Raw genomic sequence first — 19826 nt, 5'->3', positions numbered from 1 at the left:
CTACGAACGCAAGGCCGAGCACTTCCTCGCCTTCACCAGCATCGCCTGCACCCTCATCTGCTACCGCAGGCTCGCCAAATGAGATGGCCTCTAAGAGGCCCTAACAGAAGCCGTTGATCATGTGACTTTCGGTTCGGGTGGTCGTTGGTCTGGCCGTGGGGAAACGTCAGTCGCGGCCGTGGATCGTGTCGGATGAACTGTGGTCGCTGATCGAGCCGTTGTTGCCCGAGCCGGCGCCGAAGCTGGCGGAGGGGCGTCCGCGGGTGCCGGACCGGCAGGCGCTCTGCGGGATCCTGTTCGTCCTGCATACCGGGATCCAGGGGGAGTACCTGCCGCAGGAGCTGGGTTTCGGATCCGGGATGACGTGCTGGCGGCGTCTGGCCGCATGGAACGATGCCGGCGTGTGGGACCAGCTGCATGTGGTGTTGCTGAAGAAGCTGCGGGTCGCGAAGAAGCTGGACTGGTCGCGGGCGGTGATCGACTCCTCCCACGTCAGGGCTGCTCGACGGGGCCCAATGGCCCGTCCTCGGGCAGCCCCACGCCCAGTTCCTGCGCGACTACGGTCCAGTGCCCGCGGGCGTCAACGGGTTCAGCCGGCGGCGGCCGGGGAGTCCCGAGGCCCGCCGCAGCGCCCGCCCCTCGCACCGCCGTACCTGGTCGGCGTTGGATGTCGGCGGCGCCCAGGGACATGTAGTCCGTCCCGTACGCCGCCAGCTTCGCCTCCCACGCCTCCATGGACGGCCCACCCGCGAGTCGGGCGGCGAACCCCCCAGCGCTGCGCGAGGGCCGGTCACCGGTGACGGGCCCCGGTACGCAGTGGGGCAAGCGGTGTTCGACCGTGACCGCGACCGCCAAGCGCTCGTGCTGCGCCTGACGGACGCGGCTTGGGAGGCCTCGCTTCCGCTTAGCAGGCGATCGGTTCCTTCATACGGGCCTTCGCTCTTCCTCCGCTGCCGAAGGCAGAGAATTTTCGATCTCCCGCAGGAGGGGACGCAGTTGTCGGCGATGTATCCCCCGCGCCACGCCCTGGTAGGTGAGGGCTCGTACGGCTGTGGGATCGAGCCGCGAGTATTCGGCGGAGCCCTCCCCACAGAAGCGTACGACGGCGTGCAGCCCCGGCTCCCAAGTGAGTTTCTTCGGCCGGGCCGGTGGAGGACAGTCGGGCAGCACCGGGGGAGCGAGATCCTCCCCTCGTGCGGCGAAGGCGGCGGGAAGCGCCTCACGGAAGGCTTCGTACGAGGGCGGTGGGTCGATGAGCGAGGGCCTGGGCTCGGCTAGCACGAGCAGGACCAGGCGGCTCGGCGGGAGCAGCCGTACGGCCTCGGTGAACTCCCACAGCGTCCCCGGGCCGGGGCCTGCCACCAGGATGACCAGCCTGGCTCGACCGATCAGGTCGCTGACGACCGGCTTCCAGTCGTTCAGGGGAAGATACAGCTTGTCTGCGCCCGGCAGGGGCAAACTTTCCCCCGGCTGCCCGACCGCGGCCACGCGACCGAAGCGCCGAAAGCTTCGGACGATCCCCTCCTCCAGGGTCATGGATCGTGGCTCCTGCAGTCCGGCGGACATAACTGTGGACAGGGACGAGTGACCCTCACCGAAGGCAGACGACTGCTGCACGGTCACACGGTCGCCGTAGAAGGGACGGAGATAGAGCACGAAGCGCCGATCCTCCAGCTGGGCGGCGGAGCGCAAGACGCGCGTGGTGTGCCGACGCCCGTGGCGTGCGAGCCACCTGCCGGCGAGGAGCAGGAGGAGGCCGCCGCTGAGGGTGGTGAAGGTGACCAGGTGGAGCGAGAGGAAGGTCCACAGCCAGGGGTTCTGGGCACGGCCGGGGCTGTTCATCGCGAAGCTGGTGCCGCGCATGCGACTCGCGGCGACAAGGACCAGAAGGCATCCGGAGCCGATCATCAGAGCGCCGACGACCCGCATACTCCGGCCGAGGAAGGGGCGCTGCCGGCCGCCCGGAGACGGCGGATCGGCCATGGTCGGTGAGGGGGCTCTGTCATCCACACGCCCATTGCCGCACGCCGTACGCGAAGGGACAAGCAGGTTTGCGGTCAGAGCAGGAGCATGGCCGACAGCCTGGGGCCGACAAACGGACCGTGTGCGGTGAGCGGTTGGCATACGCTGCCGGGCAGCGACGTCGCGGCAGCGCGTGCCGGGAGAGGGGGATCACGCTGCGCCTCGCGGTCACAGGCCACATGAACCTGGCGGCGGCAGGCATGCCGCACATCCGCGTCGAGGCGGACGCCCTGCTGGCCGTTTTCCCGTCCCAGCAGTTGCTCGAGGTCTCCTGCCATGCTGAGGGCGCCGACTCACTCTTCGCCGAGGCTGTCCTCGCCGCCGGCGGGCGGCTTGTGGCGGTGATTCCGTCGCCCGACTACCGTGCCCGGCGCGTCTCGCCCGCGCGCGCCTGTCTGCGACAGGCTGCTCGAGCAGCCGGCCGAAGTGTGCGTGATGCCCCCTTCGAGACAGCGCACCGTGACGCCTACGAGGCGGCCACCACATGTCTCTTGGACAGCGCGGACGAGCTCGTGGCGATCTGGACGGCGGTGCCCCCGCCAGCAGGGGCGGAGGCACCGCCGACACCGTGAAGACAGCCCACGAGTGCGGGATGTCCGTCCACGTGGTCTGGCCGTCCGGCGCGGCTCGACGGTCCTGACGAACCGGAGGCGCCGGGGAGCAAGGAGGCATCCTTGGAGAGACGGCTACTGCTTCCCTAAGAGTTGCACGAGCCTGTCACGCCGCTGACCTGTGGTTTGACCGATGGCGTGGACGTATCGGTCACGCCGGTCCGTGTGATCGGTCTCCCAGCCGGGCAAGCCATGTGGCCGGTGTTGGCGTATCAGCGGTCCGGGCTGCGGTCGAGCTGGCGAGCAGCAGCCCGGATGGCCTCCGCGTACGGTGCATCGAAGGCTCGGGTTTCCGGGTCGAGATCGTCGAAGGGGATCAGCGCTTCATGGGCGCTGTTCACCGTCTGCATCCACGCGGCCCAGGCATCGTGGACGTCCTCGTCAGTCACCTCCTCCCCCTTGGCTCTCAGCAGCACCGCGTACATGCGGAACAGGGCTGCCGAGTCATCAGGAGGCTCGGCGTCCGGGGGGAGGCAGGTGCGGATCAGGTCGGCGAGAGGGTCGAGGTAGGTCACGCCGTCAGTGTGCCCACAAGCAGTAGTAGATGCGCCACCACGAAGACCAGGGGCACGACGCGTTCAGACGTACCGAGCTCGGCGTAGCGCTTCCGCCAGCCAACGACTGGATCCCGACGCAGGGCCTCCCACTCGTCCGCGAAGATCTTGACCGGGAGACGTTCCTCGATCTTGTTGATGCCCTGGAACTTCGCCGTATTCAGGTCCCGGTAGCTGCGAAGCTGCAGCCACCAGGTTGCCGACAGCGTCACTCCCGCCAAGGCCACGGCGACTGCCGCCCACCAAGGGGACTCCGCAAGCTTCGGGAACCCGAAGCCCACGAGGCCGATGAACGCGGTCTGGACGGACAGAAAGAAGGCGTTTGCGGTGCCTCGGCGCGCGGAGACGCGGTCGGCCATCTCCACGGCGAGCTTGTAGAGCTCGATGACCTCCGCCCGCCGGCTTAGCTCCGGACGTACCCCCTCCTCGGGAGACGTCGTCACCGAGCCCCTCCAACGAGGGCCTTGAGGTTGTCCCACGTCCACTCGTAGATCTTGTCGGAGGCCTTCGCCGTGGTTGGTTTCTTGCCGGTCTTGCCGTTGTACCCGTTCAGCAGGAAGTAGTCGATTGTTTCCTCCTGAGCCATCTTCAGCTCGATGGCTACCCCCACAGCGGCGTGGGTGTGCTCACCGCAGATGACGGTGACGACGTCCGACGCCCTGATCCTGCGGCGGGCCTTGTCCTTCCAGTCGGGCGAAGCCTCCTTGATCGACCAGTCGTAAATCTCGAAGGGCGAGTCGGGGTTCTTGGCCTGCCCGATCAAGAAGTCCTTGAGGGTCTTGTCGTAGTCGTAGTCGAAACTGACGAACACGCGCTTCGGCATCGGCGCTCCTTACTTCAAGTGGAGGTACCTGCGCGCATCGTAAGGGCAGGTACTGACAGCGGTCATCAGATATACGTGTCGCTGAGGGGGTGGGTGGTTGGGGTGTCGGTGGTTGGGTGGGCTGGGGTGTTGCAGGTCCGTGTGAGAACGGCATTGCGGCGTCAGGTGCGGTTTGAGCTGGCCTTGTTGCAGGTTGGTTCAGGATCTTGCGGGTGTTGTAGATGGCGTCTGGGTCTGAAGGGCTGAGGCGCCATTTTGCGTGTTCTCGGTGTTTGTGCTGGTCAGCGGGTTGATTGGCGGTTCGGAGTGCGGGTTCGAGGCGGGTGTGTGGTTTCGGCGTGGTGGTCGAGGCGGATCGCATTCGTGATGTGTTCCGTGCCGTCGTGCATGGCGGTGATGGCGGCTCGTCGGATGAGTCGGGTGAGGCTGCCGATGCGGCCGGCGGTGCGTTGGTGGAGGTAGGTGGCGTGGCGGGGGAGGCTGCCGGGCCGGTGTCGTTCAAGGTCGAGGGCGTTTTCGAGGTCGGTGATGGTGTCGGTGAAGGGCTGCTTGTTGCCGAGGCGTGCGGGGAGGGGCCCGCACTCGATGAGGGTGGCGCGTCCTGCCAGCTGCGCCCCGCGGGCGCCGATGAACAGGGGCGTGTTCGTGACGTCGATGCCGGCGTACACGAAGGTCGCTGCGACGGGTTCGGTGAAGTCCGGGACGTCATCGGATGTCGACGCCGCCTGGTCTTTGCCTCCGTCCGGCCGGTGCGCCGGGAAGCAGGGCCGCAGCAGATCCTCCGCCACTGCCGCCAGAAGGGCGAGGGCCTCCACCACGCTCTCCCGGACGTCGCCACCACGCCCACTTACTGGCCTGGCGGGGGCGGTCAGTGGTCGCGGCCGGTCCCCTGAGGTGGGAGGGGCTCACTGGCAGAAGGAGCCCCCTCCACGCCTCTGTGCCGACGTCGCGCGTCGGCTACTCGGTCGTGTGCTGTCCTGTCAGCGCCTTGGCGACGGTTTGCCTGCTGAGCTTGGTGACGCGGACCAATTCGCCCCGATCGATCCCGCGGCGGTGCGCGGCCCGCATCGCCGCGTTACGCAAGGCTACGTCTGGGCGGAAGGGGTGCTTTGCGAGCCTGTACTGGACGACGCCGACGAACCGGAGCAGAAGCCGGCCTTGCCAGGCGCTGAAGGGATGGGGGGAGGTGCGGGCGGGTGTTGCAGGTGTTGTCAACGGGCGTCCCTTCGGTCAACGTGTGCCATCTCGACGGTGACGGCAGGGTCGTCTCCCGGCCAGGGCACGAACGAGTCACCTGTGACGGTGCGAGTGGCTGCCGCAGGGGCGTTTCGCACCACATGGGACGTGTGCCGCACCTCACGCCTCTTGGGTCATGGCTGTTCTCGGCCCTGGGCGACCGCCGCCGTACTTGGAGTCCCGGCGCCGGGCGTCCTCGAGCTCCAGTCCGTCCGCGTCAAGCCCTCGGCCGGGCGGCCGGTCATGCGCGGAGCCGGCCGGTGCAGTTGCACGGTCCTTGCTGCCCTCGGCTGCCGCGTCAACCGTCACCCTGTTCGATGCCCAGATGGATCGGCCCGCGCAGCACGGGGCTGGGCCTGTACGGCGGCGGGTCGGTGGCCAGCCTGGGTCGGTCGAGTCTGCGTACCAGCTCGGTCAGCGCGATCTGGGCCTCGCGGCGTGCCAGCGGGCCGCCGGAGCACAGGTGAATGCCGCTGCCGAAGCCGAGGTGCTGGTTGTCGCGCCGGTCCGGGTCGAAGCGGTCCGCATCGTTGAAGCGCTTCGGATCGCGGTTGCCTGAGGCCGACATGAGCATGATCCGCGAGCCCTGGGGGATCACGGTGTCGGCGACGGCGATGTCGCTGTACGCGGCGCCGCTTGGCGCCGCGCAACCCAAGACGTCCGCACGGTCCATGCCGGAATTGTTCGTCTATACCTGCACAGTCCCCTGCAAAGGCCCGGTAAGCAGCCAGTGGTGGAAGTCGCGCTGAAGGTCCGCCTCGTTGGTCTTACGGTGACCCCTCTCAGGTTTGCGACGGTAGTCGAAACTCGGGTCGTCCATCGTGCCGGCTCCGATGAGGTGGGTCCGCTCCAGATCGGCGGGGCTCGTCAGGAACAGCAAGGTTTGGGTGGTCAGAGCGGTGAAGGTCTGTGGATTGTGCCTGCCGACGCTGATTTCTGGCGCCCGTACGGGCCGAACCAGACGATCCGGGCGACCAGTCCCACCGCGGTGGCGGCGGCGGCCGCCGTCTCCACCGGGCCGCGGGGCGTGAGACCGGCGAGGGCAAACACGGTGAACAGCATTTCCGACAGGACCAGCCGGCTCACTGCCGAGGCGGCAGGGCCGGAGCTGTCGCCGGGCGTCGGGGCGCCTTCCAGCAGGCGGTCACGTCCGGTGGCGTGGAACTGCCGCCGGGCGGCGCCGAGGGCGGCGTCGCGGAGCAGGAGGTCGCCGAGCGCGGCGGGAGCGGTACGCCGGCGCAGCGCCGCGAGCAGGGCGTCCGGCAGGGGGTGCCCGGCCTCCCGGGCCGGGTCGGCCCCGGCGTCGGTGAGGCCCAGCTTGCCGCGATGGCTGACGGTGACCAGCCCGTCGGGAGCAGCGCGGCGGCGGCCGCCAGCGTGTCGTCGTCGGGCCACCACCGGTGGGCGGCGGCCCGGTAGGGATCGCGCAGGAGCCCGGCAGCCCGCTCCCCGATGACCCCGTACCACCAGTCCTTCCACAGCCGCCGCATGCCGAGCACCCCGTACAGCACGACGGCAACGGGCACGACGACGCAGGCGAAGGCGACAGGACTCACCCGCCGAGCCCAGGCGGGCGGCCCGGCGGAACACACCCGGTTATGCGGGCGCCCCATGCATTGGCGATCTCAGAGCCGCGGTGACAGCCTGGGAGGTGACGTAGGTGCATCCCTTCCACAGCTGGTACGACAGCTGCCGCATGCTGGAGATGAGGCCGATGCCGGTCGAACCCAAAGCCGGCCACGGAATGGCGGTGATGGGCGAGGAGACGGTCTACCTGTCCCACCTGCCCATGTTCGCCATGCCCGTCCACGCGTTTCAGGTGCTGCTCGAAGTCACCCTGGACAACGAAGCGGGCAACGCCCACAAGGTGTACGTCGAGGACCGCCGCCAGACGGGAACGGACCTCTACACGCTCGATCCCGAGCCGTTCCGCATCTCGGACCTGGTCACCCCCGCCGGACAGCCCGCGCTCACCTCGTTCGACGGGACCCTGTACCGGGGCCACTTCGAACGGGGCGGCACGGCGATCGTCGACCCCGTGCGGGTCGACGTCCGGCGCGTGGTGCACTTCCGGCACCTGGACGAGCAGGATCCCCGCCCGCCGGTGCTCACCTACCTCGCCTTCGGGAAGGGCGGGGAGCTGTTCCTGGCGCACCGGATCGTCACACCGCCCGACTTCGACCAGCACCTCCAGGTGGGCAACGTCCGGAGCGTGTCCGGTGTGTCGCTCACCGACGAACTCCTGGCGAAGGGCCCTCGGCTCGCCATCCTCGGCAGGGACGACACCCCGGCCGACAGACTGGCCGAATCCCAGCAGGTGGCGGCGAAGCTCCTGGACGGCGGGGCCGGCGCACCCGATGCCGTCGACCTGCGGTTCACGGCGAAGCGGGAGTTCTACTTCGAGGAGGGGGAGCTGGCCTCGGGCAGCGGAGGCCACCACGGCCACCACTGACCCGACCGCCCGTCGACCAGGAGGGGCCGTGCGACCCGACGAGATCGACCACTGCGAGATCCACCCCACCGTCGGCATCGCCCGCGTCGGCGACAGCCCCGACGGCTTCTTCACCGGCCCGGAATCCCCGGGCCTGCGGCCCCGCCCCGCCGGCGGCTTCCGCGACGGAGCCGGCCGGATCAAGCGCCAGGCGGCCCGGTTCCGGGTGTACGCCTACGACCGGACCGGTGCCGTGCTCGGCGAACTCGCCTCCGCCGAGGCCCGGATCACCTGGACCGTCGAACTGGCCAACGCCAAGGGCGCCTGGTTCAGGTTCGCCGGCCGCTCCGGGCCGTACCTCGCCGACGCCGACCGCCGCAACCGGCACATCGACCCGGCCGACACCGCCGCCCGCGCCCGCCTGGTGGTCCGGCCCGGCCCTCGGACCGTGGCCGGCCCCTCCCACGACGGCCGCACCGCCCGGTTCGACAGCGGCTCCTTCCTGGGGCGGCCCGTGTCGCTGGGCGAACTGCGCACCGACGAGGCCGGCAGGCTGCTCGTCCTCGGCGGGTTCGGAACGTCCTTCTCCACCCAGCCCGCCCACCCCGTCGACGACTACGCCAACAACGACTACTGGTGCGACGACATCTCCGACGGCCCGGTCCGCGCGACGGTGACTCTGCCGGGCGGCCGGCCGGTACCGGTGACGCCGGCCTGGTGCGTGGTGGCGCCGACCGACTTCGCCCCGCACACGGACAGCCTGATCACCCTCTACGACGTCGCCCTGGAAACGGCCCGCGCGTCGGGCATGCTGCCCCACCCCGCGGAGGTGTCCTTCACCCGCGACATCTACCCCCTCCTCGCCCGGCCGATCGCCCTCGCGTGGGTCAACAGCCAGGCACGGAGCCGGCACGGCGACCGGGCGCACAACTTCCTCTCGCCCGACCGGCTCGCCCGACTGGCTTCGGACGCGGACCGCGACCGGGCCTTCCGGCACGCCGTCTTCAAGAGGTTGCGCACCCCGGGCGCGATGGACGTCCGCCAGGCGAACGGCTTCTTCATGCCCGTCCTGTCCGCGGACGGCCTTGCGACGGATGACGAGCCGGGGACCTGGCTGACGCTGCTCCCGGGCCAGTACGAGCGGATGCGGCGCTGGGCCGCGGGCGACTTCACGGCCGACTGGACCGGCGGACCCCCCGCCCCGGTCCCGCTGGAGGCGCTGCCGACCGTGGAGCAGCCGCACGCCCTCGTACGGGCCGCCCTGGAGAGCGCCAGCGGCGGAGGGTTCTTCCCCGGCATCGAGATGACGTTCATCGCCGACGACCCGGCAACCTGGTCCGCCCCGTTCCGGCTGCGCGAGGACCTGGCCGCCGGGGACGTCACCAAGTACATGGCGGTGCCCTGGCAGGCCGACTTCCACCTGTGCCGGGACTACTGGTGGCCGGCCAGCCGCCCGGACGAGGTGCTGCCCGAGCCGGAGCTCGACGCGCTCCTGAACGGGGCCGTCGGGGCGTTCAGGGAATGGGACCGGGGCATCGGCGACGGCAAGGACCGCGACCTCGGCATGAACGAGATGGTCGCGCACTGGAACACCCTCGGCTTCATCGTCCCCCGGCCGGGTCCCGACGGCACCGAGGCAATGGTCGAGACGGAGCGCTCCGCCCCCGAGCCGGAGTAGCCCGTGGCCGGCGCGGGCCGGGAGCACCCGGTGAGCGGCACGGCGGCCGGCCGGTACGGCTGCGGGTTGAGCCGCGGCGCCGACTGTGACGTCCTGGTCGCAGGCGCGGGCCCGGCCGGATGCGCGGCCGCACTGGCCCTCGCACGGGCCGGGGCGGACGTCGTCCTGACGGCCCCCGCGACGGCCGACCGCCCTCCGGGCGGCGAAAGCCTCGCCCCCTCGGCGGGCCCGCTCCTGGAACGCCTGGGCGTGCCCGGGCGGCTCGGCCTCGACGGACACGCACCCTGCTTCGGAGGCCGCGCCGCGTGGGGCGGGGAAGGCCTCGCGGAGGCGAGTTCCGTCCGCGGTCCCTACGGGCCCGGCCGGCAGCTCGACCGCGCACGGTTCGACGCCGCCCTGCTGGAGGCGGCCCGGGCCGCCGGCGCCCTCTGCCGCACCGGGCGGATCCGGGCGGTCGAACGCCTGCCCGACCACTGGCGGGTCACCACCGCAGCCACCGGTCCGGGCGGCACCGCCGGCACCCTGCGCGCCCGGTACGTCGTCGACGCCACGGGCAGGCCGGCCCGGCTGGCCCGGCGCCTCGGCGCGACCACCGTCCGGTGCGACCGGCTGACGGCGGTCACCGGGATCCTCGCCGCGCCGGACGGGGGAGCGGACGGGCCGGAGTACACCTCGCTCGTGGAGTCCACCCCGTGGGGCTGGTGGTACACCGCACCGCTGCCGGACGGCGGGCGGGTCCTGACGGCCGTTTCGGACGCCGACCTCGTCGCCCGCATGCGCCTGCACGACCGGGACGAGTGGTGGGCGCGGGCGCGGGCCACCGGCCACGTCCGGCACCGTACCGCCCCCTGGTCGCAGCCGCCCCGGCAGCTGGACGTGGCCGCCGCCGGCCCGTCGCTCACCCGCCCCGCCGCAGGGCCGGGCTGGGCGGCGGTCGGCGACGCCGCCACCGCCACCGACCCCCTCGCGGTCCGCGGCATCGTCATGGCCCTGGCCACTGGCATGGAAGGGGCACGGGCGGTCCAGGCCGACCACGCCGGCGACTGCGGCGCCCTGGCCGCGTACGCGCGGCGGATCACCGCCCTCCACGAGGAACACCTGCGGGCCCGGGCCGTGCAGTACCGGAGGGAGCGGCGCTGGGACACCCCGTTCTGGCGTCGCCGGCACGGTGCGACCGGCTGAGCAGGCCCGTACGCGAGGGGGAGGGGAAACGATGGTCCGCACGCGGCGCCCGCTCGTAATGTTGCTGCGAGGCCAGCCGCGCGGCAACGAGGCCGAGACGAACTTTGGACCTTCATCCCCCACCGGCGCCTGCCCTGGTGGCTCTGGCGCCACCATCTCAAGGAGCACACCAAGTGGCATATCCGGGAGCGCTGGCGGTACTGAGCAGACAGCACCCCCGTCGAGTTCGTCTCAACCGACTTCACTCTCCAACAGCACGCCCGGCTCGATGACCGACGGGGCGCGCCGTCGGCGTTGACCGGGTTGGCGAGGACGCGGTGGTGCCGCGGCCCTCCCACGCCTCGTTACGCGCCGCAGGGCGTGGTGTTGTTCTTCAGGGAGTGGGTGGTGTCGTTGAGCTGGTAGGAGCGCAGGTCTGTGATGGTGCCGCCGTCGGCGCCGACGCACATGTGTCGGCCGAAGTAGTTGTCCTTTTGGTAGACCCTCGCGGTGCGGCTGCTGTTGTTGATGACCGAGCTGCCCTTGCTGCGGATGTAGTCCGGCAGGTGCCGGACCGAGCCGTCGGTGGCTCGTTTGACGTAGGGCTGGCCCTCGAAGTGGTGGTTTCGGCGGGTGCGTAGGCGGTGTAGTAGGCGGTCTTCCCGGGGTGCTTGATGCTGCGGCGGGCCAGGAGCCAGTGCCCGCGGTCCGCCCGGTGATACGGCGGTGCTCGGTCCGGGCCCAGTCGTCTCGGGCGCATGTCCTGCGTCCCAGGACCCCAATGCCCCGGACGCCACCCGCCCCGACCTCGACAGCGGCGACCACCTCCACCTCAACGACGCGGGCGCGCCCACGATGGCCGCCGCCGTCGACCTTGCCCACCTGCCGCCTGTGACGCGCCTCACCTTCACCGCTGTCACAGCCGGCAGGGATCCGGTGTCTTAAGGGCACCAGCAGACGATGACAAAGGAATCCACGATGAACGCTCGTCTGAACGTCTTCACCAGCCCGGTCGCCGCCAAGGCGTGGAAGCACATCATCGCGGCGGGCAAAGCCCTCGGTGACTCGACCCTGCCGGCCGCCACGCGCGAACTCGTGATGCTCCGCGCCAGCCAGATCAACGGCTGCGCCGGATGCATCGACATGCACACCAAGGACGCCACCGCCGCCGGGGAGACCGCCGTACGCCTCCACCTGGTCGCGGCCTGGCGGGAGGCCACCGTCTTCACCGAAGCCGAACGCGCCGCTCTCGAACTGGCCGAAGAAGCCACCCGCATCGCCGACGCCGCCGGCGGCGTCCCCGACGAGGTCTGGGCGAACGCCGCGAAGCACTATAACGAAGACCAGCTCGCCGTCCTGGTGAGCCAGATAGCCGTCATCAACGCCTTCAACCGCCTGAACGTCACCGTCCAGCAGCCCGCCGGCCACTACCAGCCCGGTCAGCACTGAAGACGCCCACCCCGAGGCGGGATCCACTGCATGCAGCGCGCCGCGGCCCCGGGCGGGAAGGCGCCCGCCCGCGGGTGAGGTGTAAAGGCGCCGCGGTCTTGCCGGAAGCGGGATAGCCTGCACGCCGAGCGCGGCCCGGTCGGGTTCAGGCCGGGCGGCGTCGGCGGTGGCGGGCCTGGGGGTCGCAGCCGAGGGCGTCGCACAGCAGCCGCTCCTGGACCTCGGTCAGGGGCACTGGCGTGAGGGGGTCCTCCACCGGGGTCAGGGTCCGTACGGCGGCGGGCCGACCGCCGCGCAGCCGGCCCGCCTGGTCGTGGAGTACCCACACATCGCCGAAGCCTGCTGCCTCGGTCCGTGGCTTCTCGAACGCCGCAGTGGTTTCGGGGTCGAAGACATGTGTGAGGAACAGGACCGCCGTACTCATCCCTCACCGCCTTTCAGTCACCATGGGGGACGTTCTGCGATCGATGAATGGTGCGGGATCGTGCCAGCGTCGGAGCCAGCGCCGCAATGGTGCCTGTTCAATTCGGGCCAAAGCCCTGTGAGAACCGTCGCCTGCCACGCGCTCCTGCTGGAGGGAGGCGGCCTGCGCGCGCGGCACAGTGGGCCGGGCCGCGGTGGTGAACTGGCGCCGCAGGCACTCTGACTTCCCGGGCCCGGTGGCCGGCACGGACGTGTCCCCATTGTTCGACCGCCGCGCGGTCGTCGCCTGGCTCCTCGCCCACGACGAGATCGAAGTACCCATGGGGCCGACGATCGCCGTGCTGGTGCTGGTGCTGGTGCTGGTGCTGGTGCTGGTGCTGGGCGGGGCCGGGGGCACCAGGCACCGGTTCCGTCTCGATGACCCGTGGCTGCCCCTGGCCGACGACGCGGACGGAGAGGACTGCTTGTCCGGCTGGTCCACCGACGACGACGCCGATGCGCCGGCCGAGCTGGCAGGCGGGGATGCGGGTGCGTCGCTGCGCCGGCTGATCGTGCCCGGTACGGGGCCGTTGGCGGTGATGGGGAGGGTGCGGGTGGTCGAGCGGTTCAGGTCGGGGTCGGGTGGACTGCGGGTGATGTTGGCGTGGTCGGCCGGCTTGCGGGGCGCTGCTGCGGAGGGGCGGATGGGCGGGGTGATCCGGCACGGAGTGCCGTTCGCCGGGTCGGCGGAGGGGTGCGCGTGCCGTCGGGGCGGCGGCCTGGCCCCGGTCTCCTGGTGTGTCGAGCACGGCGACGCGGTCAATTCGGCGATGGATTGGCACCCCGGTGGCGGGATCCGCTGTACAGACCTGGCTCGGTGATGTGCTGCGGTCGTGCTTGCCAGCGCGCGGGGACGTGGCCGGGCCTGGGGTGACCTGGCCGCCCGGGCGACCGGCGGTGCGGCGTCCTCGTACGGGTGATCATTCCTTGTGCGGAGGTACGCGAGGTGGCGAGGGCACGTTGCGGTGTTACTGCTCCTCTGCGAAAGGACCTTTTGATGCGCGTTCGTTTTGCTCTGGCTGCTGCCGCTGGTGCAATGGCTCTGGTGGTCACGCTGCCCGCGTCGGCTTCTGCGGCCGATGGCCAGTTCCAGTACACGTACACCGGCCTGGACGGCAGGCCCCAAGTCGCGGTGATCGACGACCCGGAGAGCTGGGAGTGCGTCACGCTGCCGGAGGTGGGCGACCCCTCCAGCAGCTCACCGGCTCACTCGCCGCGCAACCGGACCGACGCGTACGCAGAGGTCTTCACGGAGCCGGACTGCACGGGTGACTCGTTTACGCTGCGTCCGCACACGGGTTACGGCAGCGAACGCCTCAAGCTCCGATCTGTGATGTTCTTCTGAGCGGCCCGAAGCACTTGTCCCGGCGAGGAGCAGCCGGGGCCGGTGCCTTTGGTCTACCGCGCCCGCTCCACTCCGAGTTCGCGCGGGCGGCGAGCTGGTCCGCGCCGAGACGGTCCGGCGCTGGCGCTGGTTGACCAGCCACACGCCAGTGCGATGCGGGCCGTCTGGGAGATCTTCAAGGTGGGTTCGGCCGGGCAGGCAGCGCTTCCAGCGCTCCGCCGTCCGCCAGCTCGCGCACGAGGTGAGCCTGGTCCTCGCCCAGGTCGGCACGTTCCTGACGCGGGGCGACCAGTCGTCCGGTGAGTTCCTGGATCTCTTCCTCCAGGAACCTGCGCCGGTTTCGTAGGCCGGAGTGGAGGAACGCCTTGACGTCGTCGAAGCGACGCCGGACCTGGCCGTTGAGGATGACCCCGAGCTCGCGGTAGGCCGGCTCGAGGTAGGGCACCTCGACGTCGGTGGTCTCGCTGGCCGCGCCCGGAGTTCTTCGAGGTTGTGCTGGTCGATCACGTCGTCCTGGGCGAACTGCTTGATCCCGGCGGCTCACCTCGTCTGCGCGCGGTCCCCTCATGGTCCGCGGGCCACAACACCCACCCGATGGTCACATGCTGTGCGTGATCCAGTACATTCCGTGATGAGAGTGGACCCTGAACGGTCTACGCCACCGAGAGGATCTCAAGATGATGCGACGTATGGCCATGGCCCTGAGCGCGCTGGCAGCCGCGGCGGCCTTGGCCGTCACCGTGCCGGGCTCGGCTTATGCGGCGGAGGGTCTCCTGGTCATCAACGGCGCCGCGTACGAAGACCCGAGCGGTTGCTATGCCGTTGACTCGTTCCCCACATCGGTGGGGAACTACACCGACGCCATCGTCGAGGTCCACACCGGACCGGACTGCGCGGGACCGGTGGAGTGGCTGGTCTACCCGGGCGAGACGTACCACACGGAAACCGCTCAGAGTGTCTTCGTCCTTTGATCCCAGAGGCGGTGGAGGCGCCCCGTACCCCGGGGCGTCGCAGGTAGGGAGGCGGTACGTTGAGCCGTCGATGCCGGCAGCGGCCTGATGGTGCACCACGAGGTCGTCGGGACCTGGTTGCGGGACTGCCCGCGCGGCTCTGTACGACGCACCCGGGTTTCCCCCAGCCGGCGCCTCGCCTTCCTCCCGCCCCTACGCCGGTGTCGGTGTTGAGTCCGGCTTCGGGCGCAGTACGGCGAGCGGCGAACGCTCGCCCGTGCCGACCTGGCGGGGCTCCGTCCAGCCGGCTTCGGGGTGCGCGGCGACGAGCGAGTCGACATCAGCGGTGCGGTAGAGCGGGACCTCGAGCGCACCGGCCCGCGAGGTTCCGAACCGGACCTCGGCCCACTCCGCGGCCCGGATCCACCCGAGCTTGACCATCCAGTCGATCCACCCGCAACAACTGACGGTCCAACAACTCGGGGGACTGCACATCGTCAGCCGAGGTCTTCACGGAGCCGGACTGCACGGGTGACTCGTTCACGCTGCGCCGCACACGGGTTACGGCAGCGAACGCCTCAAGCTCCGATCTGTGATGTTCTTCTGAGCGGCCCGAAGGCACTTGCCCCGGCGAGGAGCAGCCGGGGCCAGTGCCTTTGGTCTACCGCGCCCACTCCACTCCGAGTTCGGCGAGTTGGTCGGGGTTGAGTCGGTCGCGGCGCTGCCTTTGGTTGACGATCCACACTCCAGTGCAGTGCTCGGTTCCGTCGGGCAAGTGCTCGCTGTGCGCCCGTCCGGGCAGACCGCCGCCTTCCCGCGCGAGGTACCGGGAGAGGGCCTGTACACCCTTCTGGAACGCCTCGGCACCGCGTCCGGATGGGGACGTCGCCCTCCGGCCGCCTGCTGTGTCAGCGCCCGCCCGGCTACGCCCCGGCGAAGCCGCAGTACCGATGCTGCCTCATTCGCCAGATACAGGCAGGCCGCTGCCCGCTGCCCGCTGCCCGCCGCCCGCGCCAGGCTCCGGCTCGGCCGGGGGCGACGCGGCCTCCCGGTGCGGCTTAGGAGGCGGCTGACCGAAGCTAGAGTGGTCGGTGGCGCGGCACGATCACGGAAGTAGCGGTATGTCCACTGCCCTGCCCTCTGATGTCATGTCCACCGGCGTCGTGTCCCCTGACGTCACGTCCACCGGTGCGATGTCCACGGCGCAGCACGCCGGCGTCGCGGCGGTCCTCGTGATCGTCCTCGGCGCGGTCGGGTTGGCCCTGCGGCGGTCGCTTCTTCGGCGAACCGGTTCCTCGCCCGTCGCGGTGCTCGGCCTGCTGCTCACGGCCGCGGTGCTGGCGGGGATCACCCTGCCGGACCAGATGGTTCCCGGGGTGGGCGCGCGGCTGGCCGCTTGCCTGGACGGCGCGTCGGTGCGAACGCTGGGCGGCGGATGGGCCCACCACGCCGCCAACGTCGTGCTCTGGTCGGCGCTCGGGGTGTTCGGCACCCTGGCCGTCCGCCGCCCGGGGCGGGTCGTGTTGGCCGTGTCCTTGGTGTGGGCGGCCGTCGAGCTGACGCAGACCCTGGATCCGGTGCGCTCCTGCCAGTACGTGGACTGGGCGGAGAACACCCTGGGCGCGGCCCTCGGGGCGCTCGCGGCGTGGCCGGTGGCGCGGCGCCGCGCCACCGCTGGCCGCCCGGAGTCGAGCCCGGACGAGGCGCGCTGAGTCCTGCGGCGTCAGCAGGACCTCGTTGTCCAGGGAGATGGCGACGATGCCTTCGTCCAGCAGGAGCGCGCGCCCGACGACGGCTCGGCTGTCGTCGATGGCGCACAGCTCGTGTCCGGCGAGATCCGTGTCCACAGCGGGCGGCTTGACGTCGCGCCAGAACACTGCGGTTCCCTCGCAGTCCACCGCAGGGTAGGACGTGGAGTAGCCCGTCAGCACCGGCCCGTCCACGAGGCTGTTGTCCGGTGCGAGCCGCCGGAAGCGTGATCTCGATGGCAGGTGATTTTCGAGCTCGGGGCCGCTGGCGCTGCCGTTCTCGTCGACGAGCATGGCTCCGTGGCGGGCCCAGCGCGCGGTTTCGGCGCGGTCCCGGCCAAAACGGCCGGTCGTGAACGCACCATAGCCCTGGGATCCGATCAGGAACGGGCAGGGCCGGCTATCGCCTTCCGGCCAGTGGGAGCGGGAGAGGTGGCCGCCACGATCTCGCCGCGGTCCAGGTCGAGGAAGAACGTCCGGCCGATGCCGCCCCGTGTGTCGGTGAAGCTGGCTGCGATCCGGTCCGCCGCTACGGGCAATGGCTCCCAGTGGTCTACGCCGATCTCCTCCGGAACCCAAGGCTGACGCGGCCGGACCTCCCATCCGGTCCGGTCTCCCATCTCCGCCACACCCGGGAACGAGAGCGCACCGCGCACGATCGGCGTCGACCAGAGGCACTCGCCCTCCCGCGTGTACCGGGCCACGCGAGGCTCCTGTGCAGACGTGGGCCGGCTTCGTTCCCCACGGACCAGGCGGGAAGCGCTGGCCCAGGAAATGACGAACCCGTCGTCGAGCAGGACGAACGCCCCGATCTCCTCGTCGGGGCGGCACTCCGGGCTGGCGGTAGGCCCAGTGGATCCATCGGGCAGAAGACCTTCCAGCAGCCGGTCGTCGCCATGCGGGTAGGCGACCCAGAGCGTGCCCTCCGCGGACAGACGGGATTGCGGCTTGCCCGTCCCGGGGTAGGTCCGCTGCCACGCCACTTTGCCTGAGAGGTCGACCCTCGTGATCACTGTCACCAGGGGATTCGGCACCGCAGCCGGTCACGGTCAACGGCCCCGAGGGATCGGACGTGGCACGGCTCGGACCTGGCCCGGCAGGGTGAAGCGCGATGAGAGGGTCATGCGCCGCATCTTGCCGCATGCTGCCGTCCGCAGCGGTTGGGTCCTCTGCAGCGCCCGCTCACGCCGAACTGGACCTGGCCCTAGCATCCTCCCGGAAGGGCCCGGTTTCGCCGATTCCCACCCGGGCCCGTCGACTCGTACGGCACGCTCGTTGTCGAGGGTCGCGCCTGGCGGCCCAGGCAGGTGGAGGCGGCTGTGAAGAGGGACGAGACGTGGACCGCCGAGGAGTATGGGCGTTCGCATGAGAGCCGTGTCGGGGTGCTCCTCGCCGACGGTATGGTCCCGAAGCCGGTGTACTTCGACTCCGACTCCGGCGGGTTCGGCTGGGAGGTGACGCACTGGAGCCTCTACGACGGCCAGGGGCCCGACAGTCCCCGGCCGCAGGCGCACTCACTGCGCGGGGAGTGTTCCTGCGGGTGGACCGGCACCCCCGGCACCCTGGACCCGACCGCTGCCTGACGTGGACCGGTATCCGAGGGCCCCGGGCGTGACGCCCGGGGCCCTCAGCACCGCACCGAACAGGTGCCACTCCCTGGTAACAGCGTCCACGACGAGGTCCGGCGCGGCCAGCACCCGCTCCTGGCACCGCACCGCGCAGCCGGACAGCGGCACTCGCGCCGGTCCCGACCGCGGCGACGTCATCGGCATCCTCACCAAGTCAGACTTCGGTATTCCGCACCTGCGTGCCGCCCGCACCTGTCCACCAGCTACCCGGAACGCCGGTGGAAGCCCGAGGTCTGCAACTGGCCCTGACCGCGCTGTCCGGCGGCAGACCACACCGCGACAGGCACGACGGTATGGGTGGCCGCGTCACGGGGTAGCCGTGGGAGGTGGGACGGGAACGGCTGACGTTCGACGGCTGGATCGCAGCCGTCGGGACAGGCTCGGGCACGCGCGTGGTCGTGGGCCACTGGCCCCGCTCGCCCTTCGGGCCGTTCAGCGACGTGATGCTGGAAGGCGCCGACGGCCGGCGTCTGCTGCTGGCGCCCACCGCCCGCACCACGCAGTACATCGCCGGCGTCTACCACTTCGACGAGGTCCGGACGACTCCCACGCGCGTGCAGCACCGACGCGACAGCGTGTGGGACATCGCAGCGGGACCCCTGGAGCTCCGCTTCCGCCTCGGCCGCCCGGGACCCCTCGGCCTGGCGCTGCGCGCCGTGCCCCGCCCCCTCGCCCGGCGGCCGCTGTGGGCGGCCCTGACCGACGTGCCCGCGCGCTTGATGACCGGTGCACGGACCCGGGGCAGCTCGCGCCCCGGGTACCGTCAGTGGTACGCGGCTGGCGGCCTGTGGCCGATCATCGCCGCCGATGCGTCCTTCGACGGCGCCGACCTCGGTCCCCTCGCACCCGTCGTTCCACCCGTCTGTTTCGGCTTCGGATCGGCCCCCAGGACGCCTGCACTGGTGCGGGTGGTCTCCACGGTCGAACACGCTGGTGCCTGACCGGGACTGACCCAGAGCACGTCACGCCATCGCCCACCGAGACCGACAAGCCGAGGCAGTCAGCAGCGCGTCCTGCCTATCTGTCGGTGCTTGCACCTGTGGCTCTATTTACGGGTGGCGAAGCCCGTTCTTCATGACTTCGGGAGGCACCCGCCGAGGCGGGATGTCGATGTTCACGAGAACGGAAGGCAGCGGGCGACAGAGGCAGCGAGACGGAGTTGAAGCCGCTACCCCCGGCGGCCCTCGATGCAGCCAGGCTCGCGGGCAGCGGCCAGGCGGGCTGCCGGGGGCGGTGGCCTCCAAGCGCTCGTGCAATCAGGTGAAGCCGATTTTGTTCACGCGGTCCGCTGTTCTCGCGGGCCAGCTGCTCCGCGCCAGACCCCCGGGCCTGCCGCTCAGCGAACGGGCGGCCGGGGGGTGGATCGGCCCGACGTCAGCCGGGCGCGTCGTGCGACTCGATGGTGCGGAGCCGTGGGCCGCCTCAGTTGCCGATGCCGGAGCTACCGAGTCCGGAGTTTCCGATGCCGTGGCTGCCGATGCCCGTGTTGGCAAGGCCCGCGTTGCCCAGACCCGAGTTGGCGACGCCCGCGTTGCCGACGCCGTCGTTGAGTACACCCGCGTTGCCGACGCCGTCGTTGAGTACACCCGCGTTGCCGACGCCCGAGTTCCCGAAGCCTGAGCTGCCCACGGAATGGCCCGGCCCGGTGTCGTCGGCGCCGGCCGCGCCGGTCCTGGCGATCTCCTTCTTGGCCAGGTCGATGCCGTAGAGCACCTGGGACTTCTTGTA

22 protein-coding genes and 5 pseudogenes are annotated in these 19826 nt (G+C 70.7%); 12 read left to right on the top strand and 15 right to left on the bottom strand.

What is annotated here, in order from left to right; genetic code table 11:
- Positions 1–155 precede the first annotated feature (155 nt).
- A pseudogene (locus tag ABZ924_RS30515) lies at positions 156–500 on the top strand (transposase); the annotation flags it as partial.
- A gap of 157 nt (positions 501–657) precedes the next feature.
- On the opposite strand, the pseudogene ABZ924_RS30510 reads toward ABZ924_RS30515, so the two are convergent.
- Positions 658–768, bottom strand: a pseudogene (locus ABZ924_RS30510) (XRE family transcriptional regulator); the annotation flags it as partial.
- A 156-nt stretch (positions 769–924) separates the two neighbouring features.
- Positions 925–1983, bottom strand: coding sequence for a hypothetical protein (locus ABZ924_RS30505; protein WP_361916785.1), 1059 nt, complete (start codon positions 1981–1983; stop codon positions 925–927).
- Positions 1984–2201: 218 nt separating this feature from the next.
- Between ABZ924_RS30505 and ABZ924_RS30500 the strand changes: the two genes are divergently transcribed.
- Positions 2202–2594, top strand: a complete 393-nt coding sequence (locus ABZ924_RS30500; RefSeq protein ID WP_361916782.1) for a hypothetical protein — start codon at positions 2202–2204, stop codon at positions 2592–2594.
- 251 nt (positions 2595–2845) lie between these two features.
- Here the strand turns inward: ABZ924_RS30500 and ABZ924_RS30495 are convergent, their stop codons facing one another.
- The 6 genes and pseudogenes from ABZ924_RS30495 to ABZ924_RS30470 form a co-directional block, all read right to left on the bottom strand.
- Positions 2846–3148, bottom strand: a complete 303-nt coding sequence (locus ABZ924_RS30495) for a hypothetical protein (RefSeq protein WP_361916779.1) — start codon at positions 3146–3148, stop codon at positions 2846–2848.
- Positions 3145–3630 (bottom strand): hypothetical protein, encoded by a 486-nt coding sequence (locus ABZ924_RS30490; RefSeq protein WP_361916776.1) that lies wholly within the window; start codon positions 3628–3630, stop codon positions 3145–3147. Before ABZ924_RS30490 ends, ABZ924_RS30495 begins: the two co-directional genes overlap by 4 nt.
- Entirely contained in the window at positions 3627–4010 is a 384-nt protein-coding gene (locus tag ABZ924_RS30485) for a TIR domain-containing protein (protein ID WP_361916773.1), read from the bottom strand. Before ABZ924_RS30485 ends, ABZ924_RS30490 begins: the two co-directional genes overlap by 4 nt.
- Before the next feature lie 281 nt (positions 4011–4291).
- Positions 4292–4825, bottom strand: coding sequence for an ATP/GTP-binding protein (locus tag ABZ924_RS30480; RefSeq protein ID WP_361916770.1), 534 nt, complete (start codon positions 4823–4825; stop codon positions 4292–4294).
- 719 nt (positions 4826–5544) lie between these two features.
- Positions 5545–5868: pseudogene (locus ABZ924_RS30475) on the bottom strand (cytochrome P450); the annotation flags it as partial.
- A gap of 269 nt (positions 5869–6137) precedes the next feature.
- Entirely contained in the window at positions 6138–6641 is a 504-nt protein-coding gene (locus tag ABZ924_RS30470; RefSeq protein WP_361916768.1) for a hypothetical protein, read from the bottom strand.
- 265 nt (positions 6642–6906) lie between these two features.
- Between ABZ924_RS30470 and ABZ924_RS30465 the strand changes: the two genes are divergently transcribed.
- From ABZ924_RS30465 to ABZ924_RS30455, 3 genes are read left to right on the top strand one after another with little or no spacing between them, the layout of a single operon-like run.
- Positions 6907–7698 (top strand): hypothetical protein, encoded by a 792-nt coding sequence (locus ABZ924_RS30465; RefSeq protein WP_361916765.1) that lies wholly within the window; start codon positions 6907–6909, stop codon positions 7696–7698.
- A gap of 28 nt (positions 7699–7726) precedes the next feature.
- Positions 7727–9355, top strand: a complete 1629-nt coding sequence (locus ABZ924_RS30460; protein ID WP_361916762.1) for a LodA/GoxA family CTQ-dependent oxidase — start codon at positions 7727–7729, stop codon at positions 9353–9355.
- A 30-nt stretch (positions 9356–9385) separates the two neighbouring features.
- Complete coding sequence (locus ABZ924_RS30455) at positions 9386–10537, top strand: tryptophan 7-halogenase (RefSeq protein WP_361916759.1); 1152 nt, start codon at positions 9386–9388, stop codon at positions 10535–10537.
- 500 nt (positions 10538–11037) lie between these two features.
- On the opposite strand, the pseudogene ABZ924_RS30450 reads toward ABZ924_RS30455, so the two are convergent.
- Both ABZ924_RS30450 and ABZ924_RS30445 read right to left on the bottom strand, forming a co-directional pair.
- Positions 11038–11082 (bottom strand): annotated as a pseudogene (locus ABZ924_RS30450) (hypothetical protein); the annotation flags it as partial.
- 53 nt (positions 11083–11135) lie between these two features.
- Positions 11136–11263, bottom strand: a pseudogene (locus ABZ924_RS30445) (IS701 family transposase); the annotation flags it as partial.
- Between the two features lie 231 nt (positions 11264–11494).
- Here ABZ924_RS30445 and ABZ924_RS30440 point away from each other — a divergent pair.
- Positions 11495–11965, top strand: coding sequence for a carboxymuconolactone decarboxylase family protein (locus ABZ924_RS30440; protein ID WP_361916756.1), 471 nt, complete (start codon positions 11495–11497; stop codon positions 11963–11965).
- A 145-nt stretch (positions 11966–12110) separates the two neighbouring features.
- Here the strand turns inward: ABZ924_RS30440 and ABZ924_RS30435 are convergent, their stop codons facing one another.
- A complete protein-coding gene (locus ABZ924_RS30435; RefSeq protein ID WP_361916753.1) occupies positions 12111–12389 on the bottom strand; it encodes a hypothetical protein in 279 nt (92 codons plus the stop codon).
- 235 nt (positions 12390–12624) lie between these two features.
- On the opposite strand from ABZ924_RS30435, the gene ABZ924_RS30430 reads away from it, so the two are divergent.
- The gene (locus ABZ924_RS30430) at positions 12625–13248 is read left to right on the top strand and encodes a hypothetical protein (protein ID WP_361916751.1); all 624 of its coding nucleotides are present in this window, start codon (positions 12625–12627) and stop codon (positions 13246–13248) included.
- Positions 13249–13424: 176 nt separating this feature from the next.
- A complete protein-coding gene (locus tag ABZ924_RS30425; protein ID WP_361916748.1) occupies positions 13425–13772 on the top strand; it encodes a hypothetical protein in 348 nt (115 codons plus the stop codon).
- 175 nt (positions 13773–13947) lie between these two features.
- On the opposite strand, the gene ABZ924_RS30420 is transcribed toward ABZ924_RS30425, so the two are convergent.
- Positions 13948–14217 (bottom strand): ABC-three component system protein, encoded by a 270-nt coding sequence (locus ABZ924_RS30420; RefSeq protein WP_361916745.1) that lies wholly within the window; start codon positions 14215–14217, stop codon positions 13948–13950.
- A 232-nt stretch (positions 14218–14449) separates the two neighbouring features.
- Here ABZ924_RS30420 and ABZ924_RS30415 point away from each other — a divergent pair, with 232 nt between their 5' ends.
- On the top strand, positions 14450–14743 hold the full coding sequence (locus ABZ924_RS30415) for a hypothetical protein (protein WP_361916743.1): 294 nt from the start codon (positions 14450–14452) through the stop codon (positions 14741–14743).
- 192 nt (positions 14744–14935) lie between these two features.
- Here the strand turns inward: ABZ924_RS30415 and ABZ924_RS30410 are convergent, their stop codons facing one another.
- A complete protein-coding gene (locus ABZ924_RS30410) occupies positions 14936–15163 on the bottom strand; it encodes a hypothetical protein (RefSeq protein ID WP_361916740.1) in 228 nt (75 codons plus the stop codon).
- A 680-nt stretch (positions 15164–15843) separates the two neighbouring features.
- On the opposite strand from ABZ924_RS30410, the gene ABZ924_RS30405 reads away from it, so the two are divergent.
- Complete coding sequence (locus ABZ924_RS30405) at positions 15844–16434, top strand: VanZ family protein (RefSeq protein ID WP_361916737.1); 591 nt, start codon at positions 15844–15846, stop codon at positions 16432–16434.
- 416 nt (positions 16435–16850) lie between these two features.
- On the opposite strand, the gene ABZ924_RS30400 is transcribed toward ABZ924_RS30405, so the two are convergent.
- Positions 16851–17489, bottom strand: coding sequence for a hypothetical protein (locus ABZ924_RS30400; protein ID WP_361916734.1), 639 nt, complete (start codon positions 17487–17489; stop codon positions 16851–16853).
- Between the two features lie 300 nt (positions 17490–17789).
- Between ABZ924_RS30400 and ABZ924_RS30395 the strand changes: the two genes are divergently transcribed.
- Positions 17790–18053: a hypothetical protein gene (locus tag ABZ924_RS30395; protein ID WP_361916731.1), complete on the top strand. Its 264-nt coding sequence runs from the start codon at positions 17790–17792 to the stop codon at positions 18051–18053.
- A gap of 371 nt (positions 18054–18424) precedes the next feature.
- Positions 18425–19039 carry a hypothetical protein gene (locus ABZ924_RS30390; protein WP_361916728.1) on the top strand — a complete coding sequence of 205 codons (615 nt, stop codon included), beginning with the start codon at positions 18425–18427 and terminating at the stop codon, positions 19037–19039.
- A gap of 481 nt (positions 19040–19520) precedes the next feature.
- Here ABZ924_RS30390 and ABZ924_RS30385 read toward each other — a convergent pair whose 3' ends face one another.
- A complete protein-coding gene (locus ABZ924_RS30385) occupies positions 19521–19811 on the bottom strand; it encodes a hypothetical protein (RefSeq protein ID WP_361916791.1) in 291 nt (96 codons plus the stop codon).
- Between the last annotated feature and the right edge of the window lie 15 nt (positions 19812–19826).

Source organism: Streptomyces sp. NPDC046876 (assembly GCF_040645035.1).
Classification (GTDB): Bacteria; Actinomycetota; Actinomycetes; order Streptomycetales; family Streptomycetaceae; genus Streptomyces.
Note: the sequence above shows the minus strand (reverse complement) of the source record. Positions and strands in the feature narration are given on the sequence as shown.

Bases quoted from the DNA above. Each gene is read 5' to 3' on its own strand.
- ABZ924_RS30500 (WP_361916782.1), top strand. From the start codon at position 2,202: ATGAACCTGGCGGCGGCAGGCATGCCGCACATCCGCGTCGAGGCGGAC.
- ABZ924_RS30405 (WP_361916737.1), top strand. From the start codon at position 15,844: ATGTCCACTGCCCTGCCCTCTGATGTCATGTCCACCGGCGTCGTGTCC.
- ABZ924_RS30435 (WP_361916753.1), bottom strand. From the start codon at position 12,389: ATGAGTACGGCGGTCCTGTTCCTCACACATGTCTTCGACCCCGAAACC.
- ABZ924_RS30440 (WP_361916756.1), top strand. From the start codon at position 11,495: ATGAACGCTCGTCTGAACGTCTTCACCAGCCCGGTCGCCGCCAAGGCG.
- ABZ924_RS30415 (WP_361916743.1), top strand. From the start codon at position 14,450: ATGATGCGACGTATGGCCATGGCCCTGAGCGCGCTGGCAGCCGCGGCG.
- ABZ924_RS30410 (WP_361916740.1), bottom strand. From the start codon at position 15,163: ATGGTCAAGCTCGGGTGGATCCGGGCCGCGGAGTGGGCCGAGGTCCGG.
- ABZ924_RS30485 (WP_361916773.1), bottom strand. From the start codon at position 4,010: ATGCCGAAGCGCGTGTTCGTCAGTTTCGACTACGACTACGACAAGACC.
- ABZ924_RS30505 (WP_361916785.1), bottom strand. From the start codon at position 1,983: ATGGCCGATCCGCCGTCTCCGGGCGGCCGGCAGCGCCCCTTCCTCGGC.
- ABZ924_RS30425 (WP_361916748.1), top strand. From the start codon at position 13,425: ATGCGCGTTCGTTTTGCTCTGGCTGCTGCCGCTGGTGCAATGGCTCTG.